The organism is Caulobacter sp. GW821-FHT09A05 (assembly GCF_059418465.1).
In genome coordinates, this window is sequence record NZ_JBWKPX010000002.1 from 194,450 (window position 1) to 207,846 (window position 13,397).

General features: G+C 71.9%; 8 protein-coding genes. 7 read left to right on the plus strand and 1 reads right to left on the minus strand.

Annotated elements, in window-relative coordinates:
- Nucleotides 1-9 precede the first annotated feature (9 nt).
- Nucleotides 10-795, minus strand: a complete 786-nt coding sequence (locus AC07NX_RS02685) for a DeoR/GlpR family DNA-binding transcription regulator (protein WP_494638876.1) — start codon at nt 793-795, stop codon at nt 10-12.
- 223 nt (nt 796-1,018) lie between these two features.
- Between AC07NX_RS02685 and AC07NX_RS02690 the strand changes: the two genes are divergently transcribed.
- The 7 genes from AC07NX_RS02690 to AC07NX_RS02720 all read left to right on the plus strand — a co-directional run bounded on the left by AC07NX_RS02690 (nt 1,019) and on the right by AC07NX_RS02720 (nt 13,213).
- Nucleotides 1,019-3,781, plus strand: a complete 2,763-nt coding sequence (locus tag AC07NX_RS02690) for a TonB-dependent receptor (RefSeq protein ID WP_494638878.1) — start codon at nt 1,019-1,021, stop codon at nt 3,779-3,781.
- Nucleotides 3,782-3,842: 61 nt separating this feature from the next.
- Entirely contained in the window at nt 3,843-5,618 is a 1,776-nt protein-coding gene (locus AC07NX_RS02695) for a phosphocholine-specific phospholipase C (protein ID WP_494638880.1), read from the plus strand.
- 142 nt (nt 5,619-5,760) lie between these two features.
- Nucleotides 5,761-7,185 carry an SWIM zinc finger family protein gene (locus tag AC07NX_RS02700; RefSeq protein WP_494638882.1) on the plus strand — a complete coding sequence of 475 codons (1,425 nt, stop codon included), beginning with the start codon at nt 5,761-5,763 and terminating at the stop codon, nt 7,183-7,185.
- Nucleotides 7,182-8,618: a DUF5691 domain-containing protein gene (locus AC07NX_RS02705; RefSeq protein WP_494638883.1), complete on the plus strand. Its 1,437-nt coding sequence runs from the start codon at nt 7,182-7,184 to the stop codon at nt 8,616-8,618. The genes AC07NX_RS02700 and AC07NX_RS02705 overlap by 4 nt, the downstream gene beginning before the upstream one ends.
- Nucleotides 8,611-9,699, plus strand: a complete 1,089-nt coding sequence (locus tag AC07NX_RS02710) for an ATP-binding protein (protein WP_494638885.1) — start codon at nt 8,611-8,613, stop codon at nt 9,697-9,699. The genes AC07NX_RS02705 and AC07NX_RS02710 overlap by 8 nt, the downstream gene beginning before the upstream one ends.
- Nucleotides 9,696-12,017 (plus strand): DUF5682 family protein, encoded by a 2,322-nt coding sequence (locus tag AC07NX_RS02715; protein ID WP_494638887.1) that lies wholly within the window; start codon nt 9,696-9,698, stop codon nt 12,015-12,017. The genes AC07NX_RS02710 and AC07NX_RS02715 overlap by 4 nt, the downstream gene beginning before the upstream one ends.
- On the plus strand, nt 12,014-13,213 hold the full coding sequence (locus tag AC07NX_RS02720; RefSeq protein WP_494638889.1) for a VWA domain-containing protein: 1,200 nt from the start codon (nt 12,014-12,016) through the stop codon (nt 13,211-13,213). The genes AC07NX_RS02715 and AC07NX_RS02720 overlap by 4 nt, the downstream gene beginning before the upstream one ends.
- Nucleotides 13,214-13,397 lie beyond the last annotated feature (184 nt).

A 13,397-nucleotide genomic window follows, 5' to 3' on the forward strand; every position in this document is an offset into this window, starting at 1 on the left:
CGGGCGGGATCACCCGGCTCGCGGGCTCGGCGCATCCGCCCCGGCGACCACGATCCGCGCGTGGGCGAAGGCTTCCTCGTATTCCGGCGCCAGGGGCAGATCCGTCACCAGCACGTCGACATCGACCAGCTGGGCCGTCCGGATCAGTCCGTAGCGGTCGAACTTGCTGGCGTCGGCGGCCAGAATCACCGTGCGCGCCTTGCCATAGACGATCCTGTTGGCGGCGGCCTCGCCCGAATGGAAGTCCATCAGGCCCTGGTCGCGGCTGATCGCCCCCACCGACAGCACCGCCAGGGTGGGCGTGAACTGGGCGAGATAGTCGCAGCTGCGATGGTCGAAGAAGGCCTTGTACTGGTAGTCGAGCTCGCCGCCCGACAGGAAGACCCGGTTGTCGTTGCGTCCGCCCAGCTCGGCGCTCACGGCCACCGAGTTGGTGATCACGGTCAGGGACCTGTGCTGGCGCAGGGCCTTGGCGACGTAGTAGCTGGTCGTGCCGCTGTCGATGTGGACGATGCCGCCGTCGGGAACCAGGCCGGCGACGGTCCGGGCGATGCGCTGCTTGGCCTCGGCGTTTTCCCGCAGCCGCAGCTCGAAGGGCCCCTCGGTCACGCCGAGCGGCAGGCTGACCGCGCCATGGGCCTTGGAGATCGCGCCGCTGGCTTCCAGCACCTTAAGCTCGCGGCGGATGGTCTCCTCGGAAACCTGGAGCTCATGGGCCAGGTCGCGGACCGCATAGGCGCCCGCCGCCTGGACGCGGGCGATGATCGCCTGTTGCCGAACCCGTCGCTTGGTCATGGTCGCCCTCTGAAACTGACGGAGAAATGACCGAGTTGCGAGCAACTCGTCAAGGTTGTTGCGAAAACCGCGCGGAATATCACATTTTTTGAGGGATAAATGTTGATATTTCCAGGTTTACGCACTTTTCGGTCAGAAATGTCGCAGAACTGACGCGTGGGATCCCTAAGGAGGGCGCCGACAGACGGACCCGCTGGGGGGCCGCGCCTGAGCTGGTGACATGATGACCCGATCGACCTTCAGCGGCCTCGACGCCCCTAGCGCCGGTCACGCGCGGCGGTCGCGCGGCGCCTGGCTGGCGGGAAGCGCCGCCGGCGCCCTGCTCCTGGCGACCCTGGGCTCCGTGGCCCACGCGGCGGACCTGGACGGCGGCGACGTCTCGGCGGTGGTCGTCAACGGCAAGCGCAAGGCCGAGGCCGACCAGCAGGTCCAGGCGATCGGCGCGACCAATGTGCTGTCGGCCGACCAGATCCGGCGCAATCCCGACCAGAACGTGGTCGACGCCCTGGCCCGCCTGCCTGGCGTCTCGGTCTCTCCCACCGACAACATGGGCTCGCCGTCGCAGGGCAACCACCACGGCGTCGACGCCGCCGGTCGTGGCGAGGGCTCCTTCGTCAGCCTGCGCGGCCTGAACGGCGCCTACAACGTCAACTTGCTCAATGGCGTCAACGCCGCCCAGGGCATGCCCTACAGCCGGCAGATCGAACTGAGCCTGCTGCCGCCGGTCGGCCTGGACCGGATCGTGGTGTCCAAGACCTCGACGGCCGACATGGACGGCGACGCCATCGGCGGCACGATCGACTTCCGCACGCCCACCGGCCTGGACTTCCAGGAACCGATGACGCGGATCTACGTCCAGGCCGGCCTGGCCCAGTTGCCGCTGCGCTACGGCCTCAAGGGCGGTTCGGGCCTGACCCAGGCGGAGCTGGCCCGCCGGTTCGGCGCCGACGGCCGGTTCGGGCTGTACGCCACCGCCTACTACGGCCAGCGCGACTTCGCCTCGACCATGCAGGACTATCAGGCCGGCCAGTGGGAGCACGCCATTTCCGAGGGCGAACAGGGCTCCAATCCAGCCGGCATGGACAAGAGCGACAACCTGCTGCTGACCAGCCTCAACGCCCAGTTCACGCGCGGCCGGCAGAAGCGCTACGGCGCCATTGCCTCGCTGGACTGGGAAGGCGAACGGACCACGCTGTACGCCCGCGGCAGCTTCGCCCGCTCGACCATCGACCAGGAGGTCTACCAGAAGAGCATCCAGGCCGACGGCTATTCGGCCGGGGTCCTGCGGCCCGACGGCCTGTACCAGAACGCCGAGGACGACGGCGAATACCACTACTGGTTCGAAACCTCGCCGGAAGTGTCGGAGCTGGACTCGTTCCAGCTGGGCGGCCAGTCGAGGTTCGGCAAGCTGACGGCGGACTACAACGTCTTCTACAGCTGGGGCGAGAACTCGGCTCCCGACCACGCCGAGATCACCTACCAGACCAGCGCCGACAACGACCTCAACGGCCCGTTCACGGTGACCTATCGCGACCGCTATCCCATACCGCAGCTGACGCCGGCCCAGCTGGCGCGGCTGAACGACAGCCGCCTGTTCCTGGTCGGCGAGGACAGCGGCGAATTCACCAGCTCCCATAGCGAGCAGCGCAAGACCGGCGGCAAGGTCGACTTCCACTACGACTTCGACCGCGACGTGCTGAGCGACGTGGCGTTCGGCGCAAAATATGTCGAGAGCCGCCGGGAGACCAGCTCGCGCGACTACAGCGGGCTCAATCCCTATCCGGCGGGCTCGACCCTGGCCGACAGCCCGTTGATCGACAGGACGCTGGGCCAGACGATCAAGGGCGTCTATCCCTACGCCCTGCCGATCGGCGACGGCGCGGCCCTGACCGACCTGATGGCCGGCCTGGCCAGGACCCAGACCTTGTCGGCCGACGACTTCAACAAGAACAGCCTGTCGGGCACGGAGAAGGTCTCTTCCGTCTACGTGCTGGCCAATCTCAAGCTCGGCGTCGTCGAGGTGCAGCCGGGCCTGCGCTACGAGCACACCGACATCCGCGACACCTTCTGGAACCAGGTCACCAATCCGGACGACAGCGCCGGCGCCTCGGCCTTCGCCTCCAACCGGACGACGTACGACTTCGTGCTGCCCAGCCTGCACGCCAACTACCGTCCCGACGCCGAGACGGTGGTCCGGGCCTCGGTCTGGCGCAGCTACGTGCGGCCGGCCTTCTTCCAGCTGGCCGGCGGCCGCACCACCTCGCTCAATCCCGACGGCTCGATCGACATCACCGAGGGCAATCCGAACCTGAAGGCGGTCTCGGCGGTCAATTACGACGTGTCGTACGAGCACGCCGGCGCCGGCGGGACCCAGGTCATGGTCGGCCTGTTCCTGAAGGACCTGTCCAACTACCTCTACGACCGCGGCAACACCTACCGCGCCCAGGCCGTGGCCCAGACGGGGATCTCGTCGATCAGCCGGCCCGAGAACGGCGGCGACGCGCGCGTCTACGGCCTGGAGATGTCCGCTCGGCGCCAGTTCGCCGAACTGCCGGGCCGGCTGGCCGGGCTGGGCCTCAGCGGCAACCTGACCCTGCAGCGCTCGAAGGTCGACCTGAAGGACCCCGACACCGACAGCGGCATGCGGATGCAGGGCTCACCCGACCTGCTCTACAACGCCTCGCTGTTCTACGATCGCGACGGCCTGACCGCGACCCTGTCCTATCGCTACGGCGGGCCGACCCTGGTCAGCTACCGGTTCGGCGACTATGGCGGGGCGGATCTCAACGAGTGGCAACGCGCCACCCGCACCCTGGACGCCAGCGTGGCGTACCAGTTCCGGAGCGGGCTGAAGCTGACCCTGTCGGCCTCGAACCTGCTCAACGACTACGGCTACTACCGGACGGTCGGCCGCGACAGCGGGACGATCCCGCAACTGGTCTCGTCGGGTCGCAACGCCTTCATATCAGCGGCCTATAGCTTCTGATCCTTCCCTCGCCCGGCCGCTTCGTGCTCCCCCTCGCGAAGCGGCCCAGCCGGAGCGCCCCATGCCCTTCACCCGACGCCGTTTCATGAAGACCGCTTCGGGTGCGGCCCTGGGCGCGACGGTGGCCAGCGGCCCCGCCCGGGCGACATCGCCCGGGCGGGGTTCGATCCAGGACGTCGAGCACGTGGTCATCCTGATGCAGGAGAACCGCTCGTTCGACCACTATTTCGGCGCCCTGCGCGGCGTGCGCGGCTTCGACGATCCGCACCCGGCGCTCAAGCCGAACGGCGATCCGGTATGGATGCAGAAGCAGCTGGACCAGGACGGCGGCGAGACGATCATGCCGTTCCGGCTGAACACCGGCGCCACCGCCGCTCAGTGCCTGTCGGGCCTGGACCACAGCTGGAAGGGCAGCCACGACCGCTGGAAGAACTACGACGTCTGGATGCCCGAGAAGGGCCCGATGAGCATGGGTTACCTGACGCGCGAGGACATCCCCTACTACTACGCCCTGGCCGACGCCTTCACGATCTGCGACGCCTACCATGCCTCGGTGCACGGGCCGACGGGACCCAACCGCCTGTTCCTGTTCTCGGGGACCAACGGCCTCAGCGTCGGCCAGGTCACGGTCTCGGCCGTCTCCAACGAAGGCTCCGACGACAACGGCTGCGCCGACATGGCCAAGGACGACCCGGCCTTCGCGGGCTACGGCTGGACGCCCTACGCCGCGCGCCTGGAGGCGGCGGGGATCAGCTGGAAGGTCTACCAGGAGTACGACAACTACAGCGACAATCCGCTGGCCTACTTCCCGATGTACCGCAACCTCGACCGCGGTTCCGTGGCCTACCGGCGCGCCCGGGCCTGGGTGGCGGGATCGACGCAGGAGAACGCCGCCGAGACCACGGGCCAGCACCTGGTCGACACCTTCGCCGCCGACGTGGCGGCCGACGCCCTGCCGGCCGTGTCGTGGATCGTCGCGCCGTTCAAGCTGTGCGAGCACCCCGACGCGCCGCCGGCCTATGGCGAGACCCTGACCGCCCGCCTGGTCGCGGCCCTGGGCGCCAATCCCGAGGTCTGGAAGAAGACCGTCTTCATCCTGAACTATGACGAGAACGACGGCTTCTTCGACCATGTGCCCCCGCCGATCCCGGCCATCCGGCCCGAGCTGGGCGCCAGCACGGTCGACCTGCGCGGCGAGGACTATCACGGCGAGCCGCTGGGCCTGGGCTTTCGGGTGCCGATGCTGATCGTCTCGCCCTGGACGCGCGGCGGCTGGGTCAATTCCCAGGTCTTCGACCACACCTCGGTGCTGCGCTTCCTGGAGCGGCGGTTCGGGGTGGCGGAACCCAACATCGGCCCGTGGCGGCGCGCGGTGTGCGGCGACCTGACCTCGGCCTTCGACTTCGAGGTCTCCGAGGCCGAGCGGCGCGACACGAGCTGGCTGCGGCGTTTGCCCGACACCGGCGACTACAAGGCGCGCGCCGACGCCAGCTGCCGCCTGCCCAAGGCGACCTACGCCCAGCCGCCGGCCATGCCGCGCCAGGAACCCGGCGTCCGGCCAGCCCGGCCCCTGCCCTACGATCTGGAGGTGCTGGCGCACTGGAAGGCCGGCGCCCTGACCCTTCGGTTCCTCAACCGGGGCCAGGCCGGGGCGGTGTTCATCGTCTATCGCGACGGCGACGACACGGGCCCGCGCTACTACACCGTCGAGGCCGGCAAGACCCTGTCGGGAACCTGGCCGATCCCCGGATCGGGCAAGGCCCAGGGCTTCACCGTCCACGGTCCGGGCGGCTTCTACCGGGCGTTCCGCGACACGAACGCCATCGGGATCACCTGAGAGCGGCGTACACGACCGCCGGTAGGGTCTTCCCTTCCGCGCCAGGGCGGTACAAGCTTGGCTTGCGGCGGGGCGAAAGTGCGCGGCGCGTAGTGCCTAATCCTCGAGACTGACGCCCGCCGTCGATGAAAGCCGCCTTCGCATGCTGACCCTGGCCCAGGTGGAAGCCATGGCCCCCGATCAGTCGGCGCTGACGGCGGCGTCCAAGCTGCTCAAGCCTTCGGCCTGGCCGCTGCTGGCCCGCGACCCGGCGACCAGCGTGGTCTGGGGCGAGGCCCAGGGCTCCGGCAGCGCGCCCTACCGCCTGATGTTCGATCCGGCCGATCGCGGCCATAAGTGCAGCTGCCCCAGTCGCAAGTTCCCCTGCAAGCACGTGCTGGCGATGATGTGGCAGTTCGCCGAACATCCCGATCGCTTCGCCGTTGGCGAGCCCGCGCCCTGGGTCATCGAATGGCTGTCACGCAGGCGTCCGGGGACCGGCCGCCCCGCCGGAAAACCGGCGCAGGCCGACGCCCCCGCGCCGTCGATGGCCGCGCTCGACCCGGTCGAGGCGCCGCTCGCCGACCCCGCCGCCCAGGCCCATGCCGAGGCCCAGGCCGCCCAGCGCCGGGCCAAGGCCGAGGCGGCGCGCGAGGCTTCGGTCACCGCGGGGCTGGAGGCCCTGGATGTCTGGATCGGCGACCAGCTGAACACGGGTTTGGCCGGTTTCGTCCAGCGCGCCCAGACCGCCTGCCGAACGGCGGCCCAGCGGCTGGTCGACGTCAAGGCGCCGGGGCTGGCCGCGCGACTGGACGCCTTGCCGGGCGCCCTGCTGAGCCGGCCCGAGGCCCTGCGGCCCGACTTCCTGCTGGCCGAGCTGGGCCGGCTGCATCTGATCTCGGCGGCATGGCGGCGGCGCGAGGGGCTGGACCCGGCCCTGGTCGACGACCTGCGCCGGGCCATCGGCTGGAGCGTGCGCCGCGAGGACGCCCTGAACGATCCGGCCGTTCCGCGCTGGGCGGGCGAGTGGGTGGTGGCCGGGGCGCGTGTGGTGATCCAGCCCGACCGCCTGCGCCGCACCGAGACCTGGCTCACCGCCGCCGATCCCGCCACGCAAGGGCCGCGCGCCGCCGTGCTGCTGGATTTCACCCCGGTGCAGGTCGGGGCCGGCGAGGCGATCCCGGCCGGCGAGCGGTTCGTCGCCGAACTGGCCTTCTACCCATCGACCGCGCCGCTGCGGGCCCTGGTCGCCACGCGCGGTCCGGCCCGGGCCACGCGGACGGCGCCGCAGGGCGGTCCCGGCCTGGCCGAGGCGCTGGCGGCGCATCACGCGCGGCTGGCGGCCCTGCCGTGGCTGGGCGACGACCTGCTGGTGGCGGGCTCGGGCCGCATCGTCGAGGCCGAAGGCGGGCTGTGGGCCGTCGATCCCGAGACCGGGGCGGGCCTGCGCCTGGCCGTCGAGCAGACCCGCGCCGCCGCGCCTCTGCTGGGCCTGGCGCTGTCCGGGCTGGCCGGGGTCTGGGACGGCCAGATCCTGACCCTGCTGTCGGCCGCCACGCCGCACGGCCCCTGGTTCGCCGACTCATGACCGATACAGCGGACTGGAAGCGCCTGGATGGCGCGCTGTCGCTGGGCCTTTCGCGCCAGCCCCTGCCGCCCCTGCCCGGCGTCGAAGGCCTGGACGAGCCAGCCCGCGCCCTGGCGGCCCTCGCCCTGCTGGGCCAGCGCGCGCGCCTGGCGCCGGCCGCCGGCCCGCGCGGCGAGGCGGCGGGCTCGCGCCTGCCCGACGATCCGCGCCCCATGCTGGATCCGGCGGCCCGCGAGGCCTTGCTGCGGCTGGACCGCCGTCTGGACGCCGAAAGCCGCCGTCGCCTGGCCCCGATGATCCTGGCGGCGATCACGGCGGCGGGCCGACGCCCGCACTTGTTCGACCTGCCCCATCTCGACGCCCTGCTGCGGCTGGGCGGCAAGGGGCTGGGGCTCGTCGAACGGACGTGGCTGGGCTGGACCGGCGCGAGCGCCTCGGACGCGCCTGATCCCGAGGGCGGTCCGGCCGACCGGCTGGGCGCCTTCCGCCAGGCCCGTCGCAAGGACCCCGCCGCGGCTCGCCAAGCCCTGGCCGCCAGCCTGTCGGGTGAACCCGCCAAGCTGCGGGCCGAGCTGGTGGGCGGCCTTGGAATCCACCTGAGCCCCGAGGACGCGCCGCTCCTGGAGTCCTGCCTGGCCGACCGCGCATCGGGGGTGCGCGAGGCGGCGACCGGCCTTTTGGCCCGGCTGCCCGGGGCGCCGGCCTACGAGGCGCGCCTGGCCCTGGCCCGCGCCGGCCTGGGCGTCGAGACCAAGGGCCTGCTGCGCAAGACCCGCCGCCTGACGTTCAAGCCGCCTACCGGCGACCGCCACGCCGCCGCGACCCTGTTCGAGGGTTTTGGCCTGACCGTCCTGGTCGGCGGGTTGGGTCTGGAGACCCATGACCTGCCCGAGGCCGCCGCGGGCGCCCAGCCCGCCCTGCCCCTGCTGGCTCGCGCGGCCTTGCTGGACGACGACCCGGCCCTGGCGGCGGCCTTCCTGGCCAGGCTCGACGATCCGGTCTGGCCCGGCGACGTGCTGAGGCTGCCGCTGGACGCCGACCTGATGAGCCGCGAGACCCGCCACGCGGTGATGGCCGCCAGCCTGACGCCCGAGGTCCGCTTCGATCCGCGGCTCGACGGCTTCAATCTGGCGGAGTTCCTGGACGGGCCCATGTCCGGCGACCTGGCCGCCCGGCTGATCGCCAGTCCGCCGTGGCGGCGCTGGCTGGCCGAGGTGATCCAGCAGGCCGAGACCAACGACAGATTCGAGCCCGACGACGTCCTGCTGCGCGCCGTGTCGGCCATGCCCTCGCCGATGGCCCGGGCCGTCGCCGACGCCCTGGCCGCGATCCCGCCCGCGCGCCAGCCCAAGACCGCCGCCTACCTGGCCTTCCTGGCCCGGCTGGCCACGCCCTCCAACCCGTCCGCCCTTTCGGAGACGCCCGTTGCCTGATCCTTCCCAACAACTTCGGCTGGCCGCCGAGGATCTGTTCGCGCACGAGCTGGCCGCGCTCGCCAAGGACGACGATCGTCCCCGGCCCGAGGGCTGGAAGATGTCGCCCCAGGCCGTGGTCACCTACCTGCTGGGCGGCAAGGCCAAGGACGGCACGGCGATCAGCGCCAAGTACGTCGGCAACCGGCGCCTGATCGAGACGGCCGTGGCCACCTTGGCCACCGACCGGGCCCTGTTGTTGCTGGGCGTGCCGGGCACGGCCAAGTCCTGGGTGTCGGAACACCTGGCGGCGGCGGTGTCGGGCTCGTCCCAGCGGCTGATCCAGTGCACGGCCGGCACCGACGAGACCCAGATCCGCTATGGCTGGAACTACGCCCTGCTGCTGGCCCAAGGCCCGTCGCGCGCCGCCATCACCCCCACCCCGCTGATGCGCGGCATGGAGGACGGGGCGATCGTGCGGCTGGAGGAACTGACCCGCATGGGCGCCGATGTGCAGGACACCCTGATCACCGTGCTGTCGGAAAAGATGCTGCCGATTCCCGAACTGAACGAGGCGGTCCACGCCCGGCGCGGCTTCAACGTGATCGCCACCGCCAACAACCGCGACAAGGGCGTCAACGACCTGTCGGCGGCGCTGAAACGCCGCTTCAACGTCGTGGTGCTGCCGCTGCCGTCCAGCTTCGAGGAGGAGGTCGGCATCGTCTCCAAGCGCGTGACCGAGCTGGGCGCCAGCCTGGCCCTGCCGCCGGTCAAGTCCGCCACCGCCGAAATCGAGCGGGTGGTGACGCTGTTCCGCGAGCTGCGCTCGGGCGAGACCGCCGACGGCCGCATGAAGCTGAAATCGCCCAGCGGCACGCTGAGCACCGCCGAGGCCATCGCCGTGACCATCGGCGCCTGGGCCGAGGCCGGCCACTTCGGCTCGGGCGTCATCGACGCCGGCAGCCTGGCGGCTAACATCGTCGGCGCCGTCGTCAAGGACCCGGTGCAGGACGCGGTCGTCCTGGGCGAATATCTCGAGACCGTGGTCAAGACCCGCAAGGGTTGGGGCGACCTCTACGGCGCGATCCGCGAGGTGCTGTGAGCGATCGGCTCCATCTTTTCGGCGTCCGCCACCACGGTCCCGGCTGCGCCCACAGCCTGGCGCGGGCGCTCGACCGGCTGGACCCGGCGATGGTGCTGATCGAGGGGCCGCCCGAAGCCGAGGCCGTCCTGGCCTTCGCCGCCTCGCCGGACATGGTCCCGCCGGTGGCGCTGCTGGCCCACGCGCCCGACCGGCCGGGCCTGGCCAGCTTCTACCCCCTCGCCGAGTTCTCGCCCGAGTGGATCGCGATCCGCTGGGCCCAGGACCACGGCCGGCCCGTGCGCTTCATCGACCTGCCGGCCACGCACAATCTGGCCCTGCGCGCGGCGGCCGAGGCCAGGGTCGAGCCGCCGCTCGCCGAAGAGCACGAGGCCGAACCTTTGGAGGCCCCGTCCGACGAGACCGTGGAAGCCGTCCCCGCCGAAACGCCCTCGGCCGGGCCCCGCGATCCGCTGGCGGACCTGGCCGAGCTGGCCGGCTACGGCGACGTCGAGGCGTGGTGGAACAGCCTGATCGAGGAAGGGAGCCACCCCGAGTCCCTGTTCGCCGCCATCGAGACGGCCATGACCGCCGTGCGCGAGCGGGCCGAGCTTGAGCAAGATCCGACCACGGACGAAGCCGTGCGCGAGGCCCGGCGCGAGGCGCATATGCGGCTGGCGATCCGCGCCGGCCTGGAGGCCTGCGAAGGCCCGGTCGCGGCCGTGGTCGGCGCCTGGCACGTGCCCGCCCTGCGCCGCCAGGTTCCCCTGAAGGACGACAGGGCCTTGCTCAAGGGCCTGCCCAAGACCGAGGTCGCCGTCACCTGGACCCCCTGGACCGACGCCCGCCTGGCCCGCAACTCGGGCTATGGGGCCGGCGTGGTGTCGCCCGGCTGGTACCGGCATCTGTGGGCGGCGCTGGAAGGCCGCGAGGTCCTGGACGTCCGGACCCTGGCCGTCGGCTGGCAGGCGCGGGTGGCGGGGCTGCTGCGCGACGAGGGCCTGGCCGCCTCCACCGCCTCGGTGATCGAGGCCGTGCGGCTGGCCGAGACCCTGGCGGCGCTGCGCGATCGCGGCGCCCCGGGCCTGGACGAGCTGAACGAGGCCAGCCTGGCCACCCTGTGCCATGGCCAGGACGCGCCGATGCGGCTGATCGAGCAGCGGCTGGTGATCGGATCGCGGGTCGGGAGCGTCGACCCCGCCGTGCCCCTGATGCCGCTGCTGGCCGACCTGGCCCGCCAGCAGAAGAAGCTGCGGCTCAAGCCCGAGGCGGTCGAGACCGAGGCCAGCCTCGACCTGCGCTCGGAGGTCGGCCTGGCCAAGTCGGCCCTGTTGCACCGCCTGAGCCTGATCGACGTGCCGTGGGGCCGGCTGACCGACGTCGGCGGCAGCCGGGGCACCTTCCGCGAGCGCTGGATCCTGCTATGGGAGCCCGAGCTGGGCGTGGCCCTGGCCGAGGCCCTGCGCTGGGGCGTGACCATCCTGGACGCCGCCTCGGAGGCCGCCGTCGAGCGCGCCGAGGCCCGGGACGATCCGGCCGCTGTCGCCGAACTGGTGCGCGCCACCCTCCTGGCCGACCTGCCGCGGGCCGCCGAGCGCTGCATCGACCGCCTGCAGGCCGTGGCCGCCCGGTCCGGCGACGTCGGCGCCCTGATGCGCGCCGCCGCGCCCCTGGCCGAGACCCTGCGCTACGGCCAGGCCCGCGCCATTCCCGAAGCCCCCTTGCGGCGGCTCATCGAGGCCATGGTCGAGGAAGTCTGCGTCGGCCTGCCGGTCGCCTGCCGCCAGTTGGACGATGGGGCCGCCGCCGTCATGCTGGCCGCCGCCGCCGGATTGGAGCGCGCCCTGCCCCTGCTCGATCGCCCCGGACTGGTCGCCGACTGGCGCGCCGCCCTGGGCCGGCTGATCGAGGACAGGGCGGTCGCCGCCGGCCTGCGCGGCTTCGCGGCCCGCAAGCTGCACGACGGCGGCGCCGGCGTCGAGACCACCGCCACCCGGCTGTCGCGCGCCCTGTCGTCGGCCGTGCCACCCGCCGACGCCGCCGCCTGGCTCGAGGGCTTCCTCGACGACGCCGGCCGGCTGCTGCTGCACGACCAGCCGCTGCTCGACGTGCTGGACGACTGGCTGCGGCGTATTCCGCCCGAGGACCTGGACGGCCTGCTGCCTCAGCTGCGCCGGGCCTTTTCGGGCCTGGACCGCATGGAACGGCGGCGTCTGCTGGACGCCGCGACCGGCGATCGCGCCGCCCCGGATCCCGACGAAACGGCCGCCACGGGCGACGACACGGCCTTCCAGGCCGCCCTGCCGCTGCTGAAGACCCTGCTGGGAATGAGCGCATGAACCAGGACGCCGCCCCGCGGGACGAGACGATCGCGCCGACCGCCGAGGACGCCCGTCGCCGCTGGCGCCTGGTGCTGGGCGCCGAGGACGGCGATGAGCCGCTGGCCCCGCGCGACCAGCGGCTGGACGCCGTGCTGACCGCGCTCTACGGCCCCGGCGACGACAGCGGCGGCCGCAAGGGTTCGCTGGGCGCCTCGGCCCCGAAGGTGTCGCGCTGGCTGGGCGACGTGCGCGAGTTCTTCCCCGCCCCGGTGGTGCAGATGGTGCAGCGCGACGCCTTCGAGCGGCTGGGCCTGCGCCAGATGCTGCTGGAGCCGGAGTTCCTGGCCGCGGTCGAGGCCGATGTGCACCTGATCGCCGACCTGATCTCGCTGCGCTCGGTGATGCCGGAGAAGACCAAGGAGACCGCGCGGCAGGTGGTGCGCAAGGTGGTTGACCAGCTCCTGGCCCGGCTGGAGAGCCAGACCACCCAGGCCCTGCGCGGAGCGCTCAACCGCAGCCAACGCAGCTTTCGGCCCCGTCCCGGCGACATCGACTGGCCCCGAACCATCCGCGCCAACCTGCGTCACTGGCAGGCCGAGCACCGGACCATCGTGCCCGAGAAGCTGGTCGGCTTTGGCCGGGCCAGCCGCCGCCGGCGGCTCGACGAAGTGGTGCTGTGCGTCGACCAGTCGGGCTCCATGGCCAGCTCGGTGGTCTATGCCTCGATCTTCGCGGCGGTGCTGGCCTCCATTCCCGCCATGCGCACCAAGCTCGCGGTGTTCGACACCGTGGTCGCCGACCTGACCGAGGACCTGGCCGATCCGGTCGAGGTGCTGTTTGGCGTCCAGCTGGGCGGCGGCACCGACATCAACCAGGCCCTGGCCTGGTGCCAGGCCAACATCGCCGATCCGTCCCAGACCCACCTGGTGCTCGTCACCGACCTCTATGAGGGCGGCGACGCCAAGGCGATGCTGGGCCGGGCCGCGGCGCTGGTGAACAGCGGCGTCAACCTGATCGTGCTGCTGGCGTTGAACGACGACGGCCGCCCATCCTATGACGCCAACCTGGCCGCCGCCGTCGCCGCGCTCGGCGCGCCCGTCTTCGCCTGCACCCCCGATCTCTTCCCGGACATGATGGCCACCGCCCTCCGACGCGGCGACCTGAACGCCTGGGCCGCGAGCGCCGGCATAGGGATCACGCGCAGCCAGGCCTGAGAGCGGAAGGCCGCGTCGCGCCGGAATCGGACCTTGACCTGACGCCGGAAGACGGGCCCGCCCGCCGACCCGGCGCGCCTGACCATAAGCTCCTCATCCTGTCGCGCCCCGGTCCGCGGACGAAAGCCAAGCGGTGTCTGGCTTTGCGAGTTGGCTGACAACCTTGTCAGCTTGGCGTCAGCCT